At 66.8% G+C, this 25276-nt stretch carries 25 protein-coding genes and 1 tRNA gene; 9 read left to right on the forward strand and 17 right to left on the reverse strand.

Annotated elements, in window-relative coordinates; translation table 11 throughout:
* Positions 1–4: 4 nt before the first annotated feature.
* Entirely contained in the window at positions 5–715 is a 711-nt protein-coding gene (locus LC039_RS12720; protein ID WP_226624739.1) for an ABC transporter ATP-binding protein, read from the reverse strand.
* Between the two features lie 74 nt (positions 716–789).
* Positions 790–1677, reverse strand: a complete 888-nt coding sequence (locus tag LC039_RS12725; RefSeq protein ID WP_226624740.1) for a LysR family transcriptional regulator — start codon at positions 1675–1677, stop codon at positions 790–792.
* Between the two features lie 360 nt (positions 1678–2037).
* Between LC039_RS12725 and LC039_RS26975 the strand changes: the two genes are divergently transcribed.
* Positions 2038–3939 (forward strand): acyltransferase family protein, encoded by a 1902-nt coding sequence (locus tag LC039_RS26975; protein WP_226624741.1) that lies wholly within the window; start codon positions 2038–2040, stop codon positions 3937–3939.
* A 73-nt stretch (positions 3940–4012) separates the two neighbouring features.
* On the opposite strand, the gene LC039_RS12735 is transcribed toward LC039_RS26975, so the two are convergent.
* Positions 4013–4089, reverse strand: a tRNA-Arg gene (locus tag LC039_RS12735).
* A 134-nt stretch (positions 4090–4223) separates the two neighbouring features.
* On the opposite strand from LC039_RS12735, the gene LC039_RS12740 reads away from it, so the two are divergent.
* Positions 4224–5246 (forward strand): LacI family DNA-binding transcriptional regulator, encoded by a 1023-nt coding sequence (locus LC039_RS12740; RefSeq protein WP_226624742.1) that lies wholly within the window; start codon positions 4224–4226, stop codon positions 5244–5246.
* 6 nt (positions 5247–5252) lie between these two features.
* On the opposite strand, the gene LC039_RS12745 is transcribed toward LC039_RS12740, so the two are convergent.
* The gene (locus LC039_RS12745) at positions 5253–5984 is read right to left on the reverse strand and encodes a Crp/Fnr family transcriptional regulator (protein WP_226624743.1); all 732 of its coding nucleotides are present in this window, start codon (positions 5982–5984) and stop codon (positions 5253–5255) included.
* A gap of 77 nt (positions 5985–6061) precedes the next feature.
* On the opposite strand from LC039_RS12745, the gene LC039_RS12750 reads away from it, so the two are divergent.
* Positions 6062–6436 (forward strand): hypothetical protein, encoded by a 375-nt coding sequence (locus LC039_RS12750; RefSeq protein WP_226624744.1) that lies wholly within the window; start codon positions 6062–6064, stop codon positions 6434–6436.
* 204 nt (positions 6437–6640) lie between these two features.
* Here LC039_RS12750 and LC039_RS12755 read toward each other — a convergent pair whose 3' ends face one another.
* The 7 genes from LC039_RS12755 to LC039_RS12785 form a co-directional block, all read right to left on the reverse strand.
* Positions 6641–7633 carry an ABC transporter substrate-binding protein gene (locus LC039_RS12755; RefSeq protein WP_226624745.1) on the reverse strand — a complete coding sequence of 331 codons (993 nt, stop codon included), beginning with the start codon at positions 7631–7633 and terminating at the stop codon, positions 6641–6643.
* A gap of 55 nt (positions 7634–7688) precedes the next feature.
* The gene (locus LC039_RS12760; protein ID WP_226624746.1) at positions 7689–8528 is read right to left on the reverse strand and encodes an ABC transporter permease; all 840 of its coding nucleotides are present in this window, start codon (positions 8526–8528) and stop codon (positions 7689–7691) included.
* Positions 8525–9385: an ABC transporter permease gene (locus LC039_RS12765; protein ID WP_226624748.1), complete on the reverse strand. Its 861-nt coding sequence runs from the start codon at positions 9383–9385 to the stop codon at positions 8525–8527. The genes LC039_RS12760 and LC039_RS12765 overlap by 4 nt, the downstream gene beginning before the upstream one ends.
* Positions 9382–9813, reverse strand: a complete 432-nt coding sequence (locus LC039_RS12770) for a GNAT family N-acetyltransferase (protein WP_226624751.1) — start codon at positions 9811–9813, stop codon at positions 9382–9384. The genes LC039_RS12765 and LC039_RS12770 overlap by 4 nt, the downstream gene beginning before the upstream one ends.
* Entirely contained in the window at positions 9806–10588 is a 783-nt protein-coding gene (locus LC039_RS12775; protein ID WP_226624754.1) for an ABC transporter ATP-binding protein, read from the reverse strand. Before LC039_RS12775 ends, LC039_RS12770 begins: the two co-directional genes overlap by 8 nt.
* A gap of 112 nt (positions 10589–10700) precedes the next feature.
* A complete protein-coding gene (gene hydA / locus LC039_RS12780) occupies positions 10701–12152 on the reverse strand; it encodes a dihydropyrimidinase (protein WP_226624756.1) in 1452 nt (483 codons plus the stop codon).
* Positions 12153–12264: 112 nt separating this feature from the next.
* Positions 12265–13515: a Zn-dependent hydrolase gene (locus LC039_RS12785; RefSeq protein ID WP_226624758.1), complete on the reverse strand. Its 1251-nt coding sequence runs from the start codon at positions 13513–13515 to the stop codon at positions 12265–12267.
* A gap of 197 nt (positions 13516–13712) precedes the next feature.
* Between LC039_RS12785 and LC039_RS12790 the strand changes: the two genes are divergently transcribed.
* Positions 13713–14336 (forward strand): TetR family transcriptional regulator C-terminal domain-containing protein, encoded by a 624-nt coding sequence (locus tag LC039_RS12790; RefSeq protein WP_226624760.1) that lies wholly within the window; start codon positions 13713–13715, stop codon positions 14334–14336.
* Between the two features lie 200 nt (positions 14337–14536).
* Here LC039_RS12790 and preA read toward each other — a convergent pair whose 3' ends face one another.
* The 3 genes from preA to rpsD form a co-directional block, all read right to left on the reverse strand.
* Positions 14537–15838, reverse strand: a complete 1302-nt coding sequence (gene preA / locus LC039_RS12795) for an NAD-dependent dihydropyrimidine dehydrogenase subunit PreA (protein ID WP_226624762.1) — start codon at positions 15836–15838, stop codon at positions 14537–14539.
* Between the two features lie 12 nt (positions 15839–15850).
* Positions 15851–17173 carry an NAD(P)-dependent oxidoreductase gene (locus LC039_RS12800; protein ID WP_226624764.1) on the reverse strand — a complete coding sequence of 441 codons (1323 nt, stop codon included), beginning with the start codon at positions 17171–17173 and terminating at the stop codon, positions 15851–15853.
* 178 nt (positions 17174–17351) lie between these two features.
* Positions 17352–17972 carry a 30S ribosomal protein S4 gene (gene rpsD / locus LC039_RS12805; protein WP_226624780.1) on the reverse strand — a complete coding sequence of 207 codons (621 nt, stop codon included), beginning with the start codon at positions 17970–17972 and terminating at the stop codon, positions 17352–17354.
* 349 nt (positions 17973–18321) lie between these two features.
* Between rpsD and LC039_RS12810 the strand changes: the two genes are divergently transcribed.
* The 4 genes from LC039_RS12810 to LC039_RS12825 all read left to right on the forward strand — a co-directional run bounded on the left by LC039_RS12810 (position 18322) and on the right by LC039_RS12825 (position 22570).
* Complete coding sequence (locus tag LC039_RS12810; RefSeq protein ID WP_226624782.1) at positions 18322–19185, forward strand: EAL domain-containing protein; 864 nt, start codon at positions 18322–18324, stop codon at positions 19183–19185.
* Between the two features lie 226 nt (positions 19186–19411).
* Positions 19412–20587 (forward strand): acetyl-CoA C-acetyltransferase, encoded by a 1176-nt coding sequence (locus LC039_RS12815; protein WP_226624784.1) that lies wholly within the window; start codon positions 19412–19414, stop codon positions 20585–20587.
* 145 nt (positions 20588–20732) lie between these two features.
* Positions 20733–21455, forward strand: a complete 723-nt coding sequence (gene phbB, locus LC039_RS12820) for an acetoacetyl-CoA reductase (RefSeq protein WP_226624786.1) — start codon at positions 20733–20735, stop codon at positions 21453–21455.
* A 191-nt stretch (positions 21456–21646) separates the two neighbouring features.
* Positions 21647–22570 (forward strand): VOC family protein, encoded by a 924-nt coding sequence (locus LC039_RS12825; protein WP_226624790.1) that lies wholly within the window; start codon positions 21647–21649, stop codon positions 22568–22570.
* Between the two features lie 359 nt (positions 22571–22929).
* Here LC039_RS12825 and LC039_RS12830 read toward each other — a convergent pair whose 3' ends face one another.
* From LC039_RS12830 to LC039_RS12840, 3 genes are all read right to left on the reverse strand, one after another.
* The gene (locus LC039_RS12830; RefSeq protein ID WP_092423606.1) at positions 22930–23103 is read right to left on the reverse strand and encodes a YdcH family protein; all 174 of its coding nucleotides are present in this window, start codon (positions 23101–23103) and stop codon (positions 22930–22932) included.
* A gap of 113 nt (positions 23104–23216) precedes the next feature.
* Positions 23217–23996: a tRNA1(Val) (adenine(37)-N6)-methyltransferase gene (locus LC039_RS12835; protein ID WP_226624792.1), complete on the reverse strand. Its 780-nt coding sequence runs from the start codon at positions 23994–23996 to the stop codon at positions 23217–23219.
* A complete protein-coding gene (locus tag LC039_RS12840; protein WP_226624794.1) occupies positions 23993–24214 on the reverse strand; it encodes a DUF2007 domain-containing protein in 222 nt (73 codons plus the stop codon). The genes LC039_RS12835 and LC039_RS12840 overlap by 4 nt, the downstream gene beginning before the upstream one ends.
* A gap of 54 nt (positions 24215–24268) precedes the next feature.
* On the opposite strand from LC039_RS12840, the gene LC039_RS12845 reads away from it, so the two are divergent.
* Entirely contained in the window at positions 24269–25270 is a 1002-nt protein-coding gene (locus LC039_RS12845; protein WP_226624796.1) for a polyprenyl synthetase family protein, read from the forward strand.
* Positions 25271–25276: the final 6 nt, after the last annotated feature.

The raw sequence follows: 25276 nt of genomic DNA on the forward strand, positions 1-25276 counted from the left end.
GCGCTCACCACTCGATCTCGGCGGCGGCGCGCGGGGCGTCGTTGCGCTCGACCGTGCGGATCGCGCCATCGGCGAAACGGATCACCCGGTCGGCCATCTCGGCGGTCGCGGCGGCATGGGTGACGATCATCACCGTGGTGCCGAGGCTGCGATTGAGATGCTGCAGCACCCCCAGCACCTCGCGCCCGGTGGCGCTGTCGAGCGCCCCGGTCGGCTCGTCGCAGAGCAGCACGTCGGGCTGCTTGGCCACGGCGCGGGCGATGGCCACGCGCTGCTGCTCGCCGCCGGACATCTGGCTGGGAAAGTGATCCTTGCGGGAGCCGAGGCCGACCAGCGCCAGCGCCTCCTCGGGGTCCATGGGATCGCGGGCAATCTCGGTGACGAGTTCGACGTTCTCCTCGGCGGTCAGCGAGGGCATGAGGTTGTAGAACTGGAAGACGAAGCCGAGATTGTCGCGCCGGTAGCGGGTGAGCGCCCGGTCGCGCATGGCGGTCAACTCCTCGCCCCGGAACCACGCCCGCCCCGCGCTGGGGCGGTCGAGCCCGCCGAGGATGTTCAACAGCGTCGACTTGCCGCTGCCCGAGGGGCCAAGCAGCACGGTGATCTCGCCCGGCGGCAGCTCGAGATCGACGCCGCGCAGCGCATGCACGGCCGAGGCCCCCTCGCCATAGACGCGGGTGAGCCCTTCGACACGGTAGATCGGCTGCTTCGGCACGGGGCGCCCTCCTTTGCCGCCAGCCTAGGGCAGCCGGGCCCCGCCTGTCTTGAGGCGGATCAAATGCCGCCCCGTCACGCCGGGCGCGCCAGCCCCTTTGCCTCGTCGAGCAGCGCCTGCAGCACCGGCGTATAGGGTTCCTGCCAGGGCGCGATCAGCCCGACCTCATGCGCTCGGCTGTCCGCGGCCAGCGGCACCAGCGACAGCGGCTTGCCCTCGGCCAGGAAGCTCGCGAGGTCGGTTGGCAGGATGGTCACCCAGTCGCCGGTCAGCACATTGCTCACCAGCACCACGGTGGAGTTCGACTCGATGGCCGAGACCGGTTCGACCCCGGCCTCCATGAACTGTCGGTTGATGATGCGGCGGTTCTGCATCTCTGGGGTCAGCAGGCAGAGCTTCAGGCTGCCCAGCTCTGACCAATCCAGCATCTTTCGCCCGGCGAGCGGGTGATCCTCACGGCAGACAAGCTGGTACGCCTCGCGGTAGAGCGGGCGGGTGGTGACGCGGCCCAGCGGCTCGTTGTCGAGGTAGGAAATCCCGGCGTCGATCTCGAGGTCGTCAAGCATCGCGAGAATCTCCGCCGAGGCGCGCGAGAGCACCGTGAAGGTGACCCTCGGATGGCGCTCGTTGAAACGCGCGGCCAGCGTCGAGGCCCAGGTCAGCGCGGTGGGGATCACCGCGAGCCGCAGGTGGCCGGCAAGCCCCTGGCGCGAGGCGCGCATCTCGTCGCGCAGCCGCCGCGTGTCGCCGACGATCTGCCGCGCCCATTCGAGCGCGCGCTGGCCTTCCGGCGTGAGCCCGCCAAAGCGCGAGCCGCGCTGCACCAGCTTGACCCCGAGCTGCTCCTCGAGTTGGCGGATGCCGGTGGAGAGCGTCGGCTGGGTGATGCCGAGGCTGAGCGCGGCCCGCCCAAAGTGCTTCTCCCGGGCCAGCGCGATGAACATTTCCAGCTTGGCGATCATGAGGACCTATCGAACCGTGTGATTTCCATCATGATCGCCCGCCCGATCAGCGGGTGCAATGGCGCTCCTTGGACGACGCTTGCCGTGGGGCAGCCTGCCCGCGGTGAGACGCTCGAAGGCAATGGCTCAATCGGACGCAGCCGTCCACGGACAGCGCATCATCCCTGTGCAGGCGCCCCCTATTCATGCGCGAGCGCGCCAGGTCACCGCCCCCGGGGAGCGATGCGCTTCAACAGTGTGGATCGAAAGCCCACCATGCTTTACCATCTAAGCCAGTGCAGGCGCAGGGTCCGGCTTAGGGCACCCTTCACGCTGACATTTTGTTTTATTTGAATTTTTTAGAATATTTGGAGTACCCGAGTGAAGTATCGAGCGCACATTGATGGCCTGCGCGCCTTTGCCGTTATTCCCGTCGTTGCCTTTCACGCGTCTCACAGCTCGGTTCCCGGCGGTTTTCTGGGCGTCGATGTCTTCTTCGTGATCAGCGGCTTTCTGATCACCTCCCTGCTGATTTCCGACCTCGAGGCGAAGACCTACAGCATCGCCGACTTCTACGAGAGACGCGCCCGGCGCATCCTTCCCGCGCTGTTCTTCGTCGTGGCCTGCACCATTCCCGCCGCCTTGATCTTCCTGCCCCCGAGCGACCTCAAGACTTTCGGCATGAGCGTCGCGGCCACGATGACCTTCCTGTCGAACATCTTCTTTCTCAAGGAGGTCAACTATTTCGAGACCCATGCCGAGCTGAACCCGCTGCTGCATACCTGGAGTCTCGCGGTCGAAGAGCAGTTCTACATCGTCTACCCGCTGATCCTGGCACTGGTCATCCGCAAGGCCCCGCGCTTCCTCTGGCATGCCCTGCTTGCCGCCGGCCTCGCAAGCGCCGTGCTGGCCCTCTGGGCGAGCGATACCAACCCCAAGTACGCCTTCTACCTTTTCCCGATGCGCGCCTGGGAGCTGCTGATCGGCGCGCTGGCGGCCCTGGGCTTCAAGCATGCCGAAGGCCTGACCGGAACGCGCCTGCTCAACCTGCTCTCGGCGACCGGGCTCGCCGCGATCCTGCTGAGCTATTTCTTCGTCGGCGAGGCGCTGCTCTCGGCCGGGCTCGTCGCGCTGCCCGCCTGTGTCGGCGCCGCGCTGGTCATCCTCTTCACCCGGCCCGGAACGGCGGTGCATTGGCTGCTCACCCGGCGCTGGATCGTGCTGATTGGCCTGATTTCCTACAGCGCCTACCTGTGGCACCAGCCGATCATCACCTTCTACAAGCACGCCTTCCCGGATGACGCGATCGGGGTCGTCGTATCCGCCATCGTGACCTTCCCCATCGCGTGGCTGACCTGGAGGTTCGTCGAACAGCCCTTCCGCAGAAGAAAGACCGCCACCACCCCGCCCCGCCCTGTGCTGCTCTCCTCGGCGGTGGCGCTGACCGCCTTCTTCTGCGCCGGGCTCGCGCTCACGGCCGGCAACGGCTGGGACCGCCGCTACAGCGCCGAGGAGCGCCGGGTGCTCAGCAGCTTCGTCGATGCCCATGACTACGTGCCCGGGCGGTTCGACAGCCTGAAAGGCCGCGATTTCAGCGGGGACGCCGGCATTCCGAAGGTCCTGATTGTCGGGGATTCCTACGGGCAGGATCTGGTGAACGCGCTCTACGAGACCGGGATGCAGGAGAAATTCGACCTGTCGACCTACCATATCCCCGGGCACTGCGGGAATCTCATGCTCGAGGATCTTGGCCGGTACCAGCCCCCCGAGAGCCGCGAGGGCTGCGCCGGTCTTCCCGGCTACAAGGACCCGACGCTCCTGGACCACCTCCGCCATGCGGATCAGGTCTGGCTGGTGTCTTCGTGGAATGCCTGGACCGCGCCGCTGCTGCCGCAATCCCTGGACGCCATGTCCTCGGTGACCGATGCGGAGATCATCGTTTTCGGCCGCAAGCACTTCGGCGACAGGCTGACCCATCGCTTCTTCGCCGAGGGCCTCGATGCGCTTGTCGGGCCGCGCGAGCTGCCCGAGACCCTGGCCGCGGTGAGCCTCGAGATGAGCAAGACGATCCCCGCAGTTGCGCCCTACATAGACCTGCAGTGGCTGCTGTGCGGCAACTATTCCAGTTGTACGAATGCGGACTCGCAGGGCTCGCCGCTGACCTTCGATGGCACGCACCTCACCCCCGAAGGCGCCCGCTACCTCGGCACGCTGCTGCGCCCCTACCTGATGGACCAGCTTCAGGCCGGTCTGCACACGGGCACCTTGCCGTCCTACCCCTAGCTGCCTGCGCTTGGCGCAATGCCGCCCGCAAAAGGCACCGCGGAGCTGGAATGGGAAAATGGCGCTAGGAAGATGGCGATCCCGGCAGGATTCGAACCTGCAACCTGCCCCTTAGGAGGGGGCTGCTCTATCCAGTTGAGCCACGGGACCGACGGCCTTCCCTTAGCGCGCGCATCCTCCATTGTCACCCTGCAAGCGGAAAATTCGCCGCGCTGCGGCTTTGGCTTGTATGACCCGGCAGAAAGGCTAACATTCAGGTATTTAGTGCTTTGGAGGAGCCGCCCGTGGCCGATACCGATCCCCGCCCCCTCACCCTCAGAGACGTCTCCGAAGCCTCCGGTGTGTCCGAGATGACCGTGAGCCGGGTGCTGCGCAACCGCGGGGACGTGTCCGAGGCGACCCGGGCCAAGGTGCTCGAGGCCGCCAAGACGCTCGGCTACGTGCCTAACAAGATCGCCGGTGCGCTGGCGAGCCAGCGGGTGAACCTCGTGGCGGTGATCATCCCCTCGATGCGCAACATGGTCTTCCCCGAGGTGATGGCAGGCATCGCCTCGGTGCTCGAGGACACCGAGCTGCAGCCGGTCGTGGGGATCACCGACTACATGCCCGAAAAGGAAGAGCGGGTGCTCTACGAGATGCTGTCCTGGCGTCCGTCCGGGGTGATCATCGCCGGGCTCGAGCACACCGAGGCCTCAAAGGCGATGATGAAGGCCAGCGGCATCCCGGTGGTCGAGATCATGGACATCGACGGCACGCCCGTCGATTGCGCCGTCGGCATTTCGCACCGCCGTGCCGGGCGCGAGATGGCCAAGGCGATCCTGCGCGCCGGCTACCAGAAGATCGGCTTCCTCGGCACCAAGATGCCGCTGGACCACCGCGCGCGGAAACGGTTCGAGGGTTTCACCGAGGCGCTGGCAAAGAGCGGCGTCGAGGTGGTGGACCAGGAGTTCTACTCCGGCGGCTCGGCGCTGAAGAAGGGCCGCGAGATGACGCATGACATCCTCGAGCGCGAGCCGGAGATCGACTTCCTCTATTACTCCAATGACATGATCGGCGCGGGCGGGCTGCTCTACCTGATGGAACAGGGCCGCAATATCCCCGGTGACATCGGGCTTGCGGGCTTCAACGGTGTCGAGCTGCTGCAGGGGCTGCCCCGCCAGCTCGCGACGATGGACGCGCACCGGGCGGAGATCGGCCGGAAGGCGGCGCAGATCATTGCCGCGCGGGTCGACAACCCGGAGGCCGACTACGAGCGCATCGTCGAACTGACCCCCAAGATCGCCTACGGCGACACGCTGCGGCGCTGAGCGCCCTCAGAGCAGCGGGCGCGTGGTCGGCTCCTCGGTGTCGGCCATCGCCAGCTCGGCCATGCCCTCCACGTCGCTGACGTGCAGTTCGCCATCCGACCACTCCGCCAAGCCGCGCTCCCGCAGCCGTGCCAAGGTCTTGTTCGTATGCACGAGCGAAAGGCCGAGCGCATCCGCGAGATCCTGCTGGCGGTAGGGCAGTGGCACCCGCGCGCCCTGCCCGATCCCCAGCTCGCTGAGCCGCCGGTAGATCTTCAGCAGCGCCCAGGCCACACTCTGCGCCGCATCGCGCTGACCGACGGTGGCCAGGGTCTCGCCTAGGAAATGCTCCTCGGAGGCCGCGAGCCAGGTGACGTCATAGGCCAGTGACGGCTGCCGCCGGAACAGCGTCCAGAGATCGGCGCGATTGAAGACACACAGACGCATCGCGCTGGTCGCCTGCACCGAATGCTTCATCTCGCCCAGAAGCCCCGCCTGCAGGCCCGTCAGATCGCCCGGCAGCAGGAAGTTGATCACCTGCCGCCGGCCGTTCTCGAGCGTCTTGTAACGCAGACCCATGCCCTCGAGGACGGTGAAAATCTGCGGTGAATTCGCGCCCTCGATCAGCAGGTGAGTGCCCGGATCGACGCTCAGTTCCCCCGCCTTGAACCTGCCCATAAAGGCCAGCTCTTCCTCCTCGAAGGGGCGGAACAGCGCCTTGCGGCGCAGCGGGCAGCTTGTGCAGGAAATCTGACTCATGACGGCCTCCTATGTCACAGATTAATGCGTCCCTGCGGCTTTGGTTCCAGTTTGTGCGCAACAAGAGGAGACCGCACATGATTCCCGAAGACTCGCCCGGTCCCGGGCCGGGGGTGCTGGTGCTGCTGAATGATCCCTTCGTGGCCGAGGACGTCGCACGGAGCATTTCCGAGCATGACCCCAAAACGCGCGTGATCTGCGCGCATACACCCGAGGCGGCGCTGCTGCTGGTGCAGGCCGCCGGGCATGTGGGTGTGGCCTTGCTGCAGATGGCCCCCGAAGACGTACCGAAGAGCGCGCTCGGCCAGGTGCTGAGCGCGGCGGGCACGCGCATCGCGCTGGCCGGAGACGCCGCAGAGGAGCTGGGCACGGCCTGTGCCTACGAGGTGCTGCAGCGCCCATTCAACAGCGCCGAGCTGTTGCTCACCCTGAACCGGGCGCGCTCGAGCTGACCGGCCGGGTGCGGCGGGTCACCCCCGCGTCATGCCCCTGTCATCGCGGTGTTACCTGAGCTGACTACGAGTGGGGGCGTTCTTTGTGAGTGCCGTGGTCACCTAGCGGATTTGCCCGTTCCCCGGTCAGGAATACCAGTGATTTAATGAAGAAGGGGGCGGCGCTTGCGCCACCCCCGTTTTCGTTTGCGCCCTGCGCCGCGCTTATTGCAGCGCCTCGTCGGTGATCGCATGGGTCCAGGCGGCCTCGCCCGGGTCCTTGGTGATCACCGGATCGGCACCGGCGCTCAGCAGAACCTCGACGGTGCGGGTGAAATCGGCCGGATCCAGTGCGCCGTTCGAGCCGGCGGTCAGCTTGGCGATCTCGCCCATCATGCGCTTCTGGTGCTCCTCGGTCTGGGCGCCGGTCTCGTCGTTCTCGAGCACGATATCGGCGGCCTCGTCCGGGTTTTCCTCGGCGTATTTCCAGCCCTTCATCGAGGCCCGCACGAAGCGCACCAGCTTGTCGGTCATCTCGGGATCGGCGAGGTTCTCCTCGGTGGTGTAGAGCCCGTCCTCAAGCGTCGCGATGCCCTCGTCCTGGTACTTGAAGACCACCAGCTCCTCGGGCGTCAGCCCGGCGTCGATGACCTGCCAATATTCGTTGTAGGTCATGGTGGTGGCGCATTCGACCTGCTTCTGCAGCAGCGGATCGACGTTGAAGTTGATCTTCTGGATGGTCACCCCGCCCTCGGAGCCGTCGGTCGCATAGCCGAGCTTGGACATCCACGAATAAAGCGGCAGCTCGTTGCCGAAGAACCAGGTGCCGAGCGTGTGGCCGGGGAAGTCGGCGGGGCTCTCGATGCCGTGCTCCTTGAGGCAGGTCAGCATCAGCCCCGAGGACTTGAAGGGCTGGGCGATGTTGACGATCGGCGCACCGTTCTCGCGCGCGGCCAGCGCCGAGGGCAGCCAGTCGACCATCACGTCGGCACCGCCGCCGAGCAGCACCTGCACCGGCGCGATATCCGGTCCGCCCGGCTTGATCGTCACGTCGAGATCTTCTTCGTCGTAGAAGCCCTTGTCGGCGGCCACGTAGTAGCCGGCGAACTGCGCCTGCGTCACCCACTTGAGCTGCAGTGTCAGCTCGTCCGCGGCCTGTGCGCCGCCCGCCGCGAGCAGCATCGCCGAGGCGATGCCCCATCCGGTAAACTTGGTCATCATACTCTCCTGTTGCATTGCGCGTTTCTTGGTCTTTTCTTCGCAGTTTCCTGTTTCACCGGCCCCGCTGCGACGGGTGCCAGAAGGTCGCGGCGCGTTCGATCAGCGCCACGCCGCCGTAGAAGGCCGAGCCCGCAAGCGCGGCCACCACGATCTCTGCCCACACGAGGTCGAGCTGCAAGAGCCCGACGCTGGTGGAGATGCGAAAGCCCATGCCGGTGATCGGCGAGCCGAAGAACTCGGCCACGATGGCGCCGATCAGCGCGAGGGTGGAGGCGATCTTCAGCCCGTTGAAGATGAAGGGCAGCGCCGCCGGCAGGCGCAGCTTCCACAGGCTGGTCCAGTAGCTGGCGGCGTAGGTGCGCATCAGGTCGCGCTGCATGGCGCTGGTGTCCGACAGCCCCTGCACCGCGTTGACCAGCACCGGGAAGAACACCATGACCACGACCACCGCCGCCTTCGACTGCCAGTCAAAGCCGAACCACATCACCAGGATCGGCGCGATGCCGATGATCGGCAGCGCCGCGACGAAGTTGCCCACCGGCAGGAGGCCGCGCCGCAGGAAGTCGAAGCGGTCGACCACGATGGCCGTCAGCAGCGCCGCGCCGCAGCCCAGCACGTAGCCGGTGAGCGCGCCCTTGAGCACGGTCTGCACGAAGTCCTGCCAGAGCACGCCCGACGACTGCCCAAAGCGCGCCGCGATCACTGAAGGGGCGGGCAGCAGCACCGGCGAGATGCCGAAGCCGCGCACCACCGCCTCCCAGACGAAGACCAGCACCAGCCCGAAGATCACCGGCACCGCCAGCGCCGCCGCGCGGCTCCGGCTTTTCGACAGCCGGACGTTGGCCCAAAGGCCCAGCGCCCAGACGATCAGCCCTGCAACAATCCAGATCATGCCATGCCCATCCGCTTGAGGGTGATGCGCTGGATGAGGCCGATCAGCCCCACCAGCGCCGCCGCCAGCGCCGCCGCCATCAGCAGCGCCGACCAGATCTGGATGGTCTGCCCGTAGTAGCTGCCCGCCAGCAGCCGCGCACCGAGGCCAGCCACCGCGCCGGTCGGCAGCTCGCCGACGATGGCGCCGACGAGGCTCGCCGCCATGGCGATCTTCATCGAGGCGAAGAGATAGGGCATCGAGGCCGGCAGCCGCAGCCGCCAGAATTCCTGCGCCCGGGTGGCGCTCCAGGTGCGCATCTGGTCGAGCTGCATGCCGTCCGGGCTGCGCAGCCCCTTCACCATGCCCACGACCACCGGGAAGAACGACAGGTACATCGAGATCATCGCCTTGGGCAGCAGCCCCGAGAGGCCGATGGCGTTCAGCACCACGATGATCATCGGCGCGATGGCAAGGATCGGGATGGTCTGACTGGCGATCACCCAGGGCATCACCGATTTGTCCATAACCCGGTTGTAGACGATGCCCACCGCCAGCGCGAAGCCGAGCAGCGTGCCCAGTCCGAACCCGAGCACCGTGGCGCTCATGGTTACCCAGGCGTGGTAGACGAGGCTGCGCTTCGAGGTGGGCTTCTTCATCGCCACCGTGTCCCAGAGCTCCACGGCCACCTGGTGCGGCGCGGGCAGCTTGGGCTTGTCCTGCGCCCAGGTCTCAGCGATCAGCTCGGGCGTGGTCAGCACGCGGTCCTGCCGCGCAGCCTGGTCGAGCACCCATTGCTTGTTGAGCATGACGGCGCTGCCGTACCAGATCACGAGGATGGCCAGCACGACGGTCAGAACGGGGATCACGTTTTTCATCGCAGCCACTCCATCCGCAGCTCGCGCAGGGTCTCGGGCGGCTCGGGATCGACCTCGCCCGCGTCCCGGAACCCCTCGCGCCGGTAGAAGCGCTGCGCCGCGAGGTTGGCCACATGCGTGTGCAGAAAGAGGCTGGCACGCCCCTCCTTGGCTTGGTCCATCAGCGCCTTGCCCAGCCCGGCGCCGCCGCGGGCGCAGTAGAGCGCCCCGACCTTGCCGATTTCGGGGTCGACCGAGACGTAGCCCTCGACCGGATCGCCGATGACCCAGATCTCGCGCAGCGGAAGCGCCTCGAGCAGGAAGCCCTCGATCTCTGCGTGGGAATGCACGCGCGGGAACCACTCGGTGGCATCGATCCAGCCGTTCAGCACCGCGGCGCAGGCGGGAATATCGGCCTCGGTCGCGTGCCTGACTGCCGGATCAGTCATAGGCATGCCCCGCCCGCAGCCCCTCGCGCACGCGGTGCGCGATCTCGAGGAACTCCGGCGTGTCGCGGATCTCGAGCGGGCGCTCCTTTGGCAGCGGGCTTTCGATGATGTCGGTGATCCGCCCCGGGCGCGGCGACATGACGACGATCTTGGTCGAGAGATACACCGCCTCCGGGATCGAGTGGGTGACGAAGCAGATGGTCTTCTCGGTACGCGCCCAGAGCGCCAGCAGCTGCTCGTTGAGGTGGTCGCGCACGATCTCGTCGAGCGCGCCAAAGGGTTCGTCCATCAGCAGGATGTCCGCATCGAAGGCCAGCGCGCGGGCAATCGACGCGCGCTGCTGCATGCCGCCCGAGAGCTGCCAGGGGTACTTCTTCTCGAAGCCCGCAAGCTCCACCAGTTCCAGCACCCGCTGCACCCGCGCCGCCTGCTCGGACTTCGAATAGCCCATGATCTCCAGCGGCAGGCGGATATTGCCGCCGATGCTGCGCCACGGGTAGAGCCCCGCCGCTTGGAAAACGTAGCCATAGGCCCGCGCCTTGCGCGCCGCCTCGGGGGTCACGCCGTTGACCAGCACCGTGCCCGACGTCGGCGTCTCGAGATCCGCCATCACCCGCAGGAAGGTGGTCTTGCCGCAGCCCGAGGGCCCGATGAAGGAGACGAAGTCGCCCTTGCCGATCTTCAGATCCACATCCTTCAGCGCCTGTACCGGGCCGTCGTTCGTCTCGTAGACGAGGTTCAGCCCCTGCGCCGAGATCACCGTCGGTCTCGGCATGGCGCTGGCCGCTGGCGCGGCCGCTTGTTCTGTCATCATCTTCTTTCCCTGTGCGGGGTGGGGGCGTCTTCCGGCCCCCTGCCCCGGTCGTCTTCAGTCTACGTGTTCCGCGTCACACCCCGGAGGCCGGGATGCCGGTGCGTTCCACCTTGCGCGGCGCGGTCAGCTCCTTCCAGGAGCTCAGCGCCGTGTTCACCGGCCCGGCAGGCGGACGGGCGACGAACTGGCCATGGCCCTCCTCCGAGCTCATCGCGCCCTCGGTCACCGAGACCTTGCCGCGGCTCAGCACGAAGCGCGGCAGCCCCTTCACGGTCATCCCCTCGAAGACGTTGTAGTCGATGGCCGACTGCTGGGTCTTGGCCGAGATCACCTTCTCGCGGTTCGGGTCGAGCACGACGATGTCGGCATCGGCCCCCACGAGGATCGCCCCCTTGCGCGGGTAGATGTTGAGGATCTTGGCGATATTGGTCGAGGTGACCGCGACGAACTCCTGCGGCGTCAGCCGGCCGGTGGCGACGCCCTGCGTCCAGAGCATCGGCAGCCGGTCCTCGAGCCCGCCGGTGCCATTGGGGATCTTGGTGAAATCGCCGACGCCATAGCGTTTCTGATCGGTGGTGAAGGCGCAGTGGTCCGTCGCCACGCAGGACAGCGAGCCCGCCGCCAGCCCGGCCCAGAGGCTGTCCTGATGCGCCTTGTTGCGGAACGGCGGCGACATCACCCGGCGCGCGGCGTGGTCCCAGTCGGGGTTGGCGTACTCCCTGTCGTCCAAGGTCAGGTGCTGGACCAGCGGCTCGCCCCAGACCCGCTTTCCAGCCTGCCGGGCGCGGCGGATCGCCTCGTGGCTCTCCTCGCAGCTCACGTGCACCACGTAGAGCGGCACCCCCGCCATGTCGGCGATCATGATGGCGCGGTTGGTCGCCTCGCCCTCGACCTGCGGCGGGCGCGAATAGGCATGCGCCTCGGGGCCGTTGTTGCCGGCGGCGAGCAGCTTGGCGGAAAGCTCGGCCACCACGTCGCCGTTCTCGGCATGCACCAGCGGGATCGCCCCCAGCTCGGCGCAGCGCTGGAACGAGGCGAAGAGCTCGTCGTCGTTCACCATCAGCGCGCCCTTGTAGGCCATGAAGTGCTTGAAGGTGGTGATGCCGCGATCGACCACTTCCTTCATCTCGTTGAACACCTGTTCGCTCCACCAGGTGACCGCCATGTGGAAGGAGTAGTCGCAATGCGCGCGGGTCGACTTGTTGTCCCACATCTGCAGCGCGTCGAGCAGCCCCTGCCCCGGCGCGGGCAGTGCGAAGTCGACCACCATGGTCGTTCCCCCCGCCAGCGCCGCGCGGGTGCCGCTGTCGAAATCGTCGGCCGAGTAAGTGCCCATGAAGGGCATCTCGAGGTGGGTGTGCGGGTCGATCCCGCCGGGCATCACGTAGCAGCCCGAGGCATCCAGCACCTCGTCGCCGGTCAGGTTCTGGCCGATCTGGGTGATGCGGCCACCCTCGATTTGCACGTCGGCCTCGTAGCTCAGGTCGGCGGTGACGATGGTGCCGCCCTTGATCACTGTGGACATCATTCCCTCCCTTGGAAGTCCGGACCCGGGGTTTCTTCTAGGCGAAAATATCCCGGGGAGTCCGCGGCCCGAAGGCCGCGGGCGGGGCAGAGCCCCCTATCTGGCGTCCGCCTCAGGCGACGATCTCCGCGGTCTCGAGCACCGCGTGGAACAGCACGTCGGTCCCGGCGGCGGCCCAGTCCTTCGAGATCTCCTCGGCTTCGTTGTGCGAAATGCCGTCGACGCAGGGGCACATGACCATGGTCGCAGGCGCCACCTTGGCCGCCCAGCAGGCGTCGTGACCGGCGCCGGAGATGATATCGAGGTGCGAGTAGCCCAGCCGCTCGGCAGCGTTGCGTACGTTCTCGACCAGCTCGGGGGCAAAGGTCACCGGGTCGAAATGGCCCACCGGCTCGACCGCGCAGCCGACCTCCAGCTCGGCGCAGATCTCGGGCGCGCGGCGCTCGATCTCGGCCCGCATGGCGTTCAGCTTGTCCAGTTCGGGCGAGCGGATGTCGACGGTGAAGACCACGGTTTCGGGCAGCACGTTGCGCGAGTTGGGCGAGAAGGTCACCTGCCCCACGCCGCCGACGGCGCCGGGCTGGGCGGCCATGGCCACCTCCTGCACCATCTCGAGGATGCGGCCCATGGCGAGCCCGGCGTTCACCCGCATGTTCATCGGCGTGGAGCCGGTGTGCGCGGCCTTGCCGGTCAGCGTGAACTCGAGCCACCACAGCCCCTGGCAATGGGTGACCACGCCGATGTCCTTGCCCTCTGCCTCGAGGATCGGTCCCTGCTCGATATGCAGTTCGTAGTAGGCGTGCATCTTGCGCGCGCCGACCTCTTCCTCGCCCTTCCAGCCGATGCGCACCAGCTCGTCGCCGTAGGTCTTGCCTTCGAGATCCTTGCGCCCGTAGGCGTAGTCGATGTCGTGCACCCCGGCGAAGACGCCCGAGGCCAGCATGGCCGGGGCGAAGCGGCCGCCCTCCTCGTTGGCCCAGTTGGTAACGACGATCGGATGCTTGGTCTTGATGCCGAGATCGTTCATCGTCCGCACCGCCTCCAGCGCGCCGAGAACGCCCAGAACGCCGTCGTACTTGCCGCCCGTGGGCTGGGTGTCGAGGTGCGAGCCGACGTAGACCGGCAGCGCGTCGGGGTCTTCACCGGCGCGGGTGGCGAACATCGTGCCCATCGCGTCGACGCCCATGGTCATGCCCGCGGCCTCGCACCAGCTCTGGAACAGCGCCCGGCCCTCGGCGTCCTCGTCGGTCAGCGTCTGGCGGTTGTTGCCGCCGGCGACGCCGGGCCCGATCTTGGCCATCTCCATCAGGCTGTCCCAGAGTCGGTCGCCATCAATCCGGAGGTTTTCGCCCGGTGCCGCCATTTTTTTGTCCTCGCTGCCTTGCATTGCTCTTGCATTGCGCGGTCGCGCTTGCGCGGGCCGCGCGTGTTTTTTACCATTTGGTAAAGCCACGATTGCAATGCGCCCCGAACCTGTCAAGAAATCCCTGCCTTGGCCCCCGGCGCGGATGCACGTAGAGCAGGCAGCGCCGCCCGGAAAAGCAGCAGCCAAGGAAACCGATGCCCGCGCCCGTCGAAAAAAAGCCCAGCCGAATCCAGATCCGCAACCGCAAGAAGATCATGGATGCGGCGCTGGACGTCTTCTCGCAGCACGGCTTCCGCGGCGCGACACTCGACCAGATCGCCGAGGCCGCGGGCATGTCCAAGCCCAACCTCATCTACTATTTCGACGGCAAGGAGGCGATCCACGTCGCCCTGCTGAACGCGCTGATGACCGAATGGCTCGACCCGCTGCGCGAGTTGGATGCGGAGGGCGATCCGCTGGAGGAGATCCTCGGCTATGTGCGCCGCAAGATGGAGATGAGCCGCCAGTTCCCGCGCGAGAGCCGACTCTTCGCCATCGAGATCATCCAGGGCGCGCCGCGGATGCTGCCGCACCTGAAGAGTGACCTGAAACCGCTCTTCGACGAGAAATGCGCACTGATCGCGGGTTGGATGGAGGCGGGCAAGCTGGCGTCGCAGGACCCGCAGCAGCTCATCATGTCGATCTGGGCGCTCACCCAGCACTTCGCCGACTTCGACACGCAGGTGCGGGTGCTGGTGCCCGACGAGGCGGCGGGCTGGGAAGCGGCGAATGCCCATGTCGAGACGACCTTCAAGGCGATCCTGACGCCGCAGGGGTGACGCGAAGCCGCCGGGCGAGCGCCGGCCCGTGGGGTGGCGCTGCAACAACCGAGGTCTGCGCTTTATCCCAACCAAATCCGCACGAGTTCCGAACGCTGTGCGACGATGGCAAAGCGCCAGCCCGCCAGGACGGGCCGGCGCTCGCCCGGCGGCTTCGCCTTGATTCCGGACGGGGCCAGAAAAGGCCCCGACCTATCCAATCACTCCGCCGCGCGGGCCATCGGGTTGTTGGGGTGGGTGGTCCAGTCACCGAACTCCGCCGGCACGACCTTGCCGGTGCGCGGGTCCGTTGCCCCGACCTCCATCCGTTCCATGCTGATGCAGCCCTCGACCGGGCAGACATTGACGCAGAGGTTGCAGGCCACGCATTCGTCGTCCTTGACGGTGAACACCCGGCCGTCGGACATGGCGATCGCCTGGTGCGAGGTGTCCTCGCAGGCCGCGTAACAGCGCCCGCAGGAGATGCAGAGCTCCTGGTCGATCTTCGCCTTGGAGATGGCGTTGAGGTTGAGGTTCTGCCAGTCCGACACGTTCGGCACCGCCCGGCCCACAAGATCGGACAGCCCGACGCCCTTCTCGTCCAGGTACTGCGACAGCCCCGAGATCATCTCCTGCACAACCTTGAAGCCGTAGGTCATCGCCGCGGTGCAGACCTGCACGTTGCCCGCCCCCAGCGCGATGAACTCGGCGGCGTCGCGCCAGGTGGTCACCCCGCCGATGCCCGAGATCGGCAGGCCGCGCGTTTCCGGCGAGCGGGCGATCTCGGCCACCATGTTGAGCGCGATGGGCTTCACCGCCGGGCCGCAGAGGCCGCCATGCGCGCCCTTGCCGTCGATGGTCGGCTCGGGGGCGAAGAGATCGAGGTCGACCGAGGTGATCGAATTGACGGTGTTGATCAGCGAGACCGCATCCGCGCCGCCGCGCTTGGCGGCCTCGGCGGGCTTGCGGATATCGGTGATATTGGGCGTGAGTTTCACGATGCAGGGCATGCGGCTGTTCTGCTTCACCCAGCGCGTCACCATCTCGATGTACTCGGGCACCTGCCCCACCGCCGAGCCCATGCCGCGCTCGCTCATGCCATGCGGGCAGCCGAAGTTCAGCTCGACCCCGTCGGCGCCGGTTTCCTCGACCAGCGGCAGGATCGCCTTCCAGGCCGCCTCCTCGCAGGGCACCATCAGCGAGACCACCAGCGCCCGGTCGGGGTAGTCGCGCTTCACCGCCTTGATCTCGCGCAGGTTCACCTCGAGCGGACGGTCGGTGATCAGCTCGATGTTGTTGAGGCCGAGCAGCCGCCGGTCCGCGCCCCAGATCGCGCCGTAGCGCGGGCCGTTGACGTTGACCACCGGCGGACCATCCTCGCCGAGGGTCTTCCAGACCACGCCGCCCCAGCCCGCCTCGTAGGCGCGGCGGACGTTGTATTCCTTGTCTGTCGGCGGCGCCGAAGCCAGCCAGAACGGGTTGGGCGACTTGATGCCCACGAAGTCACTCGTCAGATCAGCCATGTCGGTCCCTCCTCAGCGCGTCAACGTGGCGTGGATGTCTTCGGCCGCGTCGCGGCCCTCGGCGACGGCGGTGACGGTCAGGTCATCGCCCCCGGCGGCGCAGTCGCCCCCGGCCCAGACGCCGGGCAGCGAGGTGCGCCCCGGCCCCTCGACCGCGATCTTGCGGCCGTCGAGCGTCGGCAGGCCCTCTGTGACGAGGCTCTGGCCGATGGCCCGGAACACCTGGTCGGCGGGCAGTCGGAAGCGCTCGCCGGTGGGGGTGAGATCGTCGTCCGTAAACTCGAACTCGATCTCGCGCACGGCGCCATTGCCATGCACCGCCTTGGGCGTGGCGTTGCAGATGATTCGCACACCCTTGGCCTGCGCCAGCTCCTGCTCGAAGACACTCGCCGCCATGCGTTCCTGCGAGCGGCGGTAGACGATGGTGACATTGAGCGCGCCCAGCAGCTTGGCCTGCACGGCGGCATCGACGGCGGTCATGCCGCCCCCGATCACCACCACGTCGCGGCCCACCGGCAGCGCGGCAAGATCCTCAGCCTGGCGCAGCTCGGAAATGAAATCCACCGCGTTGGACACGCCGTCGCGGTCGCCGCCGTCGATTCCCAGCGCGTTGACCCCGCCGAGCCCCAGCCCGAGGAAGACCGCATCATACTCGGCCTTCAGCCCCTCGAGGGTCACCTCGCGCCCCAGCGCCTTGCCGGTCTCGAGGATGATGCCGCCGATGCCGAGCAGCCAGTCCACCTCGCGCGCGGCGAAATCCTCTGTGCTCTTGTAGGCGGCGATGCCGAACTCATTGAGTCCGCCCGGCTTGGGCCGCGCGTCGAGGATCACCACGTCATGGCCCTTCATCGCCAGCCGATGCGCGCAGGCGAGGCCCGCAGGCCCCGCGCCTACCACCGCCACGCGCTTGCCCGTGGGCGCGGCGCGCTCGAAGGGGTGGATGTTGCGCGCCATGATGCGATCCGTGGCGTAGCGCTGCAGCCGGCCGATCTCCACCGGCTTGCCCTCGGCCACCTCGCGCACGCAGACCTCCTCGCAGAGCGTCTCGGTCGGGCAGACCCTCGCGCACATGCCGCCGAGGATGTTCTGCGACAGGATCGTCTTTGCCGCCGCCTCGGGCGTGCCGGTGGCGATCTGCCGGATGAAGAGTGGAATGTCGATCGTCGTCGGGCACGCCGTCGCGCAGGGCGCGTCATGGCAGAAGTAGCAGCGGTCCGCCGCCACCAGCGCCTCGTGATCGTCGTATGGAGGGTGCAGGTCGGAAAAGCCCTCCTCCAGCGCCTGCGGCTCCAGCCGTCCTGCGCGGATCCCTCCTGCCAGTTGTCTTGCGTCCATCGGTCGCCTCCCCGCTGCCTTTGCGCAATGGAGAAACGCTCTCACAGGTCGATTTTTTTATCAATCGGTAAAATATTGAAACCCGGTCACGCCCCGCCGCACGCACAAAACCCGGGCAGAAACGCAGAAAGGCCGCGCATCGCGGCGCGGCCTTTCCAACATCGTACGGACAGAAGAATTAGTTCTGTGCGTAGTATTCGATGACGAGGTTCGGTTCCATCTGAACCGCGTAGGGCACGTCGGCGAGGCCGGGGGTGCGCACGAAGGTCGCGGTCATCTTGGAGTGGTCGGCCTCGATGTAGTCGGGAACGTCACGCTCTGCGAGCTGCACGGACTCGAGCAGAACAACCATCTGCTTCGACTTCTCGCGAACCTCGATCACGTCACCCTCTTTCACGCGGTAGGAGGGGATGTTCACGCGCTTGCCGTTCACCAGCACGTGGCCGTGGTTCACGAACTGACGGGCGGCGAAGACGGTCGGCACGAACTTGGCGCGGTAGACGACGGCGTCGAGGCGGCGCTCGAGCAGGCCGATCAGCAGCTCGCCGGTGTCGCCCTTGATCCGCTCAGCTTCGCCGAAGATGCGGCGGAACTGCTTCTCGGTCAGGTCACCGTAGTAGCCCTTGAGCTTCTGCTTGGCGCGCAGCTGCAGACCGAAGTCCGACATCTTGCCCTTGCGGCGCTGGCCGTGCTGGCCCGGGCCGTATTCGCGCTTGTTCACCGGGGACTTCGGACGGCCCCAGATGTTTTCGCCCATGCGGCGGTCGATTTTGTACTTGGCAGACGTGCGTTTGGTCACGGCTGATCTCCTTCATGAGTTGTGAAGGGCGTTGTCCTCCTGCCCGAAGGCCGACAGGCATCCCCTTGCGGGGGCCACCAACACCAATGAGCGCGCGCTTATATGGGGATTCCGGGGGGAGTCAACTGCTGTCTGCAACATCGCACCGCCTTCGCTGCCCCGCGCCGCTTAATCACCGCTTAATCCACCCGGGGCCAAAATGACAGAGCGCCCGGCCGGGACCGGGCCGCCGGGGCGGAATACGCACGGCGCGGCATACGGCTGACGGGCCTGCCAGACAGAGCCCTACGGGAGACGAAGAGCCCTACGGGAGACGAGCTGAGAGGATACAGGGGTGCAAAGCTTTGACATGCAGACCTCCCGCGCGGAACGCCGGGCCCGCCAGCCCCGCCCCGGGCGTGGAACCGGGGGCGGCACCGGGGCCGTTCTCGACAGCGCGCTTGCTCTGCGCGACCGGGACATCCTGCAGCGCGTCCGCGCCGCGATCCGCCACCGGCAGGTGATGCTCGTCTTCCAGCCCGTGGTTCAGGCCCGGGGCCACAACGCCATCGCCTTTCACGAGGCCATGCTGCGGGTGATGGATGACACCGGGCGCATCGTGCCCGCGCGCGAGTTCATCTTCGAGGTCGAGGAACTCGAAGAGGGGCGCATCCTCGACTGCCTCGCGCTCGAGCAGGGACTGGCCGAACTGCTCCGCACGCCGGAACTGCGGCTCTCGATCAACATGTCGGCGCGGTCGATCGGCTACCGCCGCTGGATGCGCGTTCTGGACAAAGGGCTTGCCGCCGACCCCACCGCCGCCGAGCGGCTGATCCTCGAAATCACCGAGGGCTCGGCCATGCTGCTGCCGGAGCTGGTGATCGGTTTCATGTCCGACCTGCACCGCCGCGGTATCACCTTTGCCATGGATGATTTCGGCGCGGGGCAGACCGTCCTGCGGCACTTCAAGCGCTTCAGCTTCGACATCCTCAAGATCGACGGTCAGGTGATCCGCGGCATAGATCGCGACCCGGACAACCAGGTGCTGCTCCGCGCCATCGTCGCCCTCGCCGAGCAATTCGACATGTTCACCGTTGCCGAATCGGTCGAGACCCGCGCCGAGGCGGAGCTCGCCACCGCCGCCGGGGTGAGCTGCCTGCAAGGCTACTACCATGGTGCGCCCGTGGCCCAGCCGACGTGGCGCAGGCAGGCGACGGGCGCGTCAGGCGTCTAGTTTTAAGCAAGATCCCCGCAACTCTGCTGTTCCTCGCGACTTTTCACCTGCCAACCGGCGCCTGCGACGAATTGCGCAAACATGCGCGAATCCGCACTTCCACCTCTGTGCAGCCGCCTGTCCCCGCGTTATCAAATGTACCAAGGCCAGATGCGGAACCGCCGCCTCCCGCCACGAGGGCGAGGGCTGCAGTCCGGTCGCACGCTTTGTTTGGAGGGAGAATTTCATGACCAACGTCGTAATCGCATCCGCGGCACGGACCGCCGTGGGCAGCTTCAGCGGTGCCTTTGCCAATACCCCCGCCCATGATCTCGGCGCCGCCATGCTCGAAGCGCTGGTTGCGCGTGCAGGCGTCGACAAGGGCGAGGTGTCCGAGACCATCCTCGGCCAGGTCCTGACCGCCGCCCAGGGTCAGAACCCCGCGCGCCAGGCGCATATCAATGCCGGCCTGCCCAAGGAAAGCTCCGCCTGGTCGATCAACCAGGTCTGCGGCTCGGGCCTGCGCACCGTGATGCTGGGCGCGCAGCACATCTTGCTGGGCGATGCCGACATCGTCTGCGCCGGCGGGCAGGAGAACATGACCCTGTCGCCCCACGCCGCGCACTTGCGTGCCGGCCACAAGATGGGCGACATGAAGTACATCGACACAATGATCCGCGACGGCCTGTGGGATGCCTTCAACGGCTACCACATGGGTCAGACCGCCGAGAACGTCGCGCAGCAGTGGCAGATCAGCCGCGAGCAGCAGGACGAATTCGCCCTCGCCTCGCAGAACAAGGCCGAGGCGGCGCAGAAGGCGGGCAAGTTCGATGACGAGGTGATCCCCTTCACCGTGAAGACCCGCAAGGGCGAAATCATCGTCGACAAGGACGAATACATCCGCCATGGCGCCACCATCGAGGGCATGCAGAAACTGCGCCCGGCCTTCACCAAGGACGGCTCGGTCACCGCGGCCAACGCCTCGGGGATCAACGACGGCGCCGCCGGCGTGCTGCTGATGAGCGCCGAGAACGCCGAGAGGCGCGGCATCGAGCCGCTCGCCCGCATCGTTTCTTACGCAACCGCCGGCCTCGATCCGTCGATCATGGGCGTCGGCCCGATCCACGCCTCGCGCAAGGCGCTGGAGAAAGCCGGCTGGAAGCCCGAGGATCTCGACCTGGTCGAAGCCAACGAGGCCTTCGCCGCGCAGGCCTGCGCGGTGAACAAGGACATGGGGTGGGATCCGTCGATCGTGAACGTGAACGGCGGCGCCATCGCCATCGGCCACCCGATCGGCGCCTCGGGCGCCCGCATCCTGAACACGCTGCTCTTCGAGATGCAGCGCCGCGACGCCAAGAAGGGCCTCGCGACGCTCTGCATCGGGGGCGGCATGGGCGTCGCACTCTGCGTGGAGCGCGACTGACGAATTGAAGAGGGGCGCCACGGCGCCCCTTTTTCTTTGTGCGTCATGCTGCAAGTGCAAAATAGTGGCGCAATATTGTTGCTAGATTGATTTAACTTCAGTAACAAGATTACTGGGATGTGAAGGTTCCGAATTGGAGGATAGAATGGCGAAAGTTGCATTGGTCACCGGCGGCAGCCGCGGGATCGGGGAGGCGATCTCGAAGGCACTCAAGGCCGAAGGTTACGAAGTAGCAGCGACTTATGCCGGCAACGACGAGAAGGCCCAGGCCTTCACCGCGGAGACCGGTATCAAGACCTACAAGTGGAACGTGGCGGACTACGAGGCGTCCAAGGCCGGCATTGCGCAGGTCGAGGCGGACCTCGGCCCGATCGACGTGGTGGTGGCCAATGCCGGCATCACCCGCGACGCGCCCTTCCACAAGATGACCCCGGACCAGTGGAAAGAGGTCATCGACACCAACCTCACCGGCGTGTTCAACACCGTGCACCCGCTCTGGCCGGGCATGCGCGAGCGCAAGTTCGGGCGGGTCATCGTGATCTCGTCGATCAACGGCCAGAAGGGCCAGTTCGCGCAGGTGAACTACGCGGCGACCAAGGCGGGCGATCTCGGCATCATCAAGTCGCTGGCACAGGAAGGCGCGCGCTACGGCATCACCGCCAATGCCATCTGCCCCGGCTACATCGCCACCGAGATGGTCATGGCGGTGCCCGAGAAGGTGCGCGAGTCGATCATCGCACAGATCCCCGCGGGGCGCCTCGGCGAGCCCGAGGAGATTGCCCGTTGCGTGGTCTTCCTTGCAGACGAGAAGGCCGGCTTCGTGAACGGCTCGACGATCTCGGCCAACGGCGGGCAATTCTTCGTCTGACGCGCCGGCGTCCAGAGACAGGCACTCCTGAGGGCCCCGGTCGCGCAAGCGCCGGGGCCTTTTGCCGCCTGCCCTGCCCTCACGCCCACCGCGGAGTGTGCACTGGTGCAGCCCCTCCGCGCGGCAGTGGCCGTTTTCTGAAAGCCGGCACGGGTTTATATCGGGATCAAATCCTAGCCAGGAGAGAGACCATGCTTACCCAGATCAAAGGCCTGCATCACGTGACTGCGCTGGCCAGCAGCGCGTCTCGCAACAATGCCTTCTTCACCGACACGCTCGGCCTGCGCCGGGTCAAGAAGACCGTCAACTTCGACGCGCCAGACGTCTATCACCTCTATTATGGTGACGAGATCGGCACCCCCGGCAGCGTCATGACCTACTTCCCCTTCCCGCAGGCCGCCCGCGGCCGCCGCGGCACCGGCGAGGTCGGCACCACCGCCTTCACCGTCCCCGAGGGCTCGCTCGATGCCTGGGAGGCGCGGCTGACCGAGGCGGGCGTCACCGGGATCGATCGGCTGAACCGCTACGGCGAGCAGCGCATCGCGTTCGAGGGGCCGGACGGCGAAGGGCTGGCCCTGGTCGAGGCAGAGGATGGCCGCACGCCCTGGACCGGCAGCGGCGTCGGCGATGACATGGCGATCCGCGGCTTCCACTCGGTGCAGATGCGCCTGCGCGATGCCGGTCCCACCGCCGAACTGCTCGGCGCCATGGGCTACAAGGAAGAATGCCGCCAGGCCAACGTGATGCGGCTGGTGCTGCCCGAGCACAACGGCGCGGGCACCATCGACATCGAGACGGTGGATGCCTCCCAAGGCACCCAGGGCGCCGGCAGCGTGCACCACATCGCCTTCGCGGTGGAAGACCGGGCGGCCCAGCTCGAAGTGCGCAAAGCCTTGACCGAGCAGGGCTTCCAGATCACGCCGCAGATCGACCGGGACTATTTCTACGCGATCTATTTCCGCAGCCCCGGCGGCGTGCTCTTCGAGGTGGCGACCAACGAGCCCGGCTTCGACCGCGACGAGGACCGCGCGCATCTCGGCGAAGGGCTGAAGTTGCCGACGCAGCACGCCCACCTGAGGGCGCAACTCGAAAAGACGCTCGAGCCGATCGATTGACCCGGCTCGAACCCCCTCCCCTCTCAGGGCAGCGCCCCCGGAGCTTGGCTCTCCGGGGGCGCTTTCTTTGTCAGGGCGTGTCCTGATCAGGGCACGGCACGCACGTCCTCCAGACTGCGCGGACCGATGGGGCCGCGACCATCCTGGCAAGGGTGAAAAGGGATGCGTGTCGAAAGACGTGCTGTGAAATGCCGCTGTTCCTGCGCCGTCCGGCGCCTTGCCCTGCCGCCCGGGCCCGGAGATTCGGGCCCGGAACCTCTGCGATCCTCGGGCGCGGCGGCCACTTGGATCGGTTTCTCACGTTTGCTCTCCAGGCGGGTAGGTGGCTGCCCCTGAGGGTGCTGCCTGCCCGGGCCGCGTCAGGTGGCCTCTGCCGAGAGCCGGCTAATCTCTTCCTTGATACGGAGTTTCTGCTTCTTCAGGGCTGCGACATGCAGGTCGTCCGTCCCAGGACTGCGCTGCATTTCTTCCACGGTGGTGGCGAGGTTTTGGTGCTTCTTCTTCAGTTCCTGCAGGTGAGAAGTTAAGCTCATTATGTCCTCCTTTTTGCTTTGGGCACACACAGTGCAGCATAACTTTTACATTCTGTCACGCCGCACCCGCAGCATTGCTTTCCGCAGGCTCAAGCCGATGCTCGGAACTCCGCTCAGGCGTCGAAGCTGATCGGTTTTCCGTCACGCAAGGCTGCTTTGACGACATTTGTATAATCTTCGCCGTCTTCAAGGTGGCGCGCCCCGGCGTGCAGCACGAGCGGCGGGCAAAGGCGGAAAGCCGCGCGCCCGCCCTTGCGTCCCCGCGCGAGAATCAGCCGGGGCGCGCGACCCTCTCTCGGGGCCAGCGGCAGCACCTCGACGGAGCCCAGATTGGCACTGAGGGCGGAGACCAGCTCCGGCAGCCGCTCGACCCGCTGCACGAAGGTCGCCGTGCCCCGCGGTTTCAGCCGCCGCGCCGCCAGCGTGACCCAGTCGGACAGCGGCAACGCCCCGGCCTGCGCCAGCTCGACCCCGGCGTCCGGCGACACGCTGCGCTTGCCCGGCTCGAAATAGGGAGGATTGGCGAAAACGTGATCGAAGCACCGCGCCTTCAGCTCCGCGGGCGGATGCGCAAGGTCGGCCTCAAGGATGTCCCCCTGCAGCCCGTTCTCGGCAATGTTACGGCGCGCGAGGGCGGCGTAGCCGGGCTGAAGCTCGACCCCTGTCAGGCGCAGCCCGCCCACCCGCACACCAAGGCAGATCAGCGCCGGCGCCGCGCCGCAGCCCAGTTCGAGCACCTCCTCGCCCGGTCGCGCCTCGACGCTCGCGGCCAGCAGCACGGGATCCACACCGGCGCGATAGCCAAACCCATGTTTCGGCTGCCATATCTTCGCCAGACCGCCGAGGAAATCGTCGCATCCTAGCGCCTCCTCGGCGAAGGCGTCGCGCCTCACGCGCCGGCCTCGAAAGAGATTCCGAAGTCGCGCAGCACCCGCTGCGCCGCCTCCAGATCGCCGCTGCGCACCATCAATCTGCGCGGAAGTATGCCGAGAGACCCCTCGAGGACGCTCATATTTACGTCCAACTCAAAGCTGTCTATACCCTGCCCATCTAGGAGGGTCTTCGCCAGCGGGATCAGCGTGATGTCGGTGGTGCGCAGAAGTTCTTCCATACTGGGGATGTAAGGACAGGGCCCCGGCCTTGTCGAGCCTGTGACGGGGGTCTGATGGGCTTGGATACGGCAAAAACGAAACCGCATGATCGGCTGGCAACGATGCTGGCGGATGAGATGGGCGCCGTGAACGCGCTGATCCGCGAGCGGATGGCCTCGAAACACGCGCCGCGCATCCCGGAGGTGACCGCGCATCTGGTCGAGGCGGGCGGCAAGCGCCTGCGCCCGATGCTGACGCTCGCCGCGGCGAATATCTGCAAATACGACGGCCCCTACCACGTGCACCTCGCGGCCACGGTGGAGTTCATCCACACCGCGACCTTGCTGCATGACGACGTGGTGGACGAAAGCGCGCAGCGGCGCGGCCGCCCCACCGCCAACCTGCTGTGGGACAACAAGTCCTCGGTGCTGGTCGGCGACTACCTCTTCGCCCGCAGCTTCCAGCTGATGACCGAGCCCGGCAACATGCGGGTGCTGGAAATCCTGTCGAACGCCGCGGCCACCATCGCCGAGGGCGAGGTGCTGCAGCTCACCGCGGCGCAGGATCTGGGCACCACCGAGGACATCTACCTGCAGGTGGTGCGCGGCAAGACCGCCGCGCTCTTCTCCGCCGCAACCGAAGTGGGTGGGGTCATCGCGGGCTCCGATCCGGCACAGGTTCAGGCGCTCTTCGATTACGGCGATGCGCTCGGCATCGCCTTCCAGATCGCCGACGACCTGCTCGATTACATGGGCGACACCTCGGCCACCGGCAAGAACGTCGGTGACGACTTCCGCGAGCGCAAGCTGACCCTGCCGGTGATCAAGGCCGTGGCCGCCGCAGACGCCGAGGAGCGCGCCTTCTGGCAGCGCACCATCGAGAAGGGCAAGCAGGAAGAGGGCGACCTCGAACACGCGCTGGAACTGCTGAACAAGCACGGCGCGCTGGAGGCCACCCGCGAGGACGCGCTCGGCTGGTCGGAAAAGGCCAAGGCCGCGATGGCGCAGCTGCCGCAATCCGAGCTGCGCGACGTGATGATCGAGCTGGCGGATTTCGTGGTGGCGCGGCTCTATTGAGCCCGC

The organism is Alloyangia pacifica (assembly GCF_020524285.1).
Classification (GTDB): domain Bacteria; phylum Pseudomonadota; class Alphaproteobacteria; order Rhodobacterales; family Rhodobacteraceae; genus Salipiger; species Salipiger pacificus_B.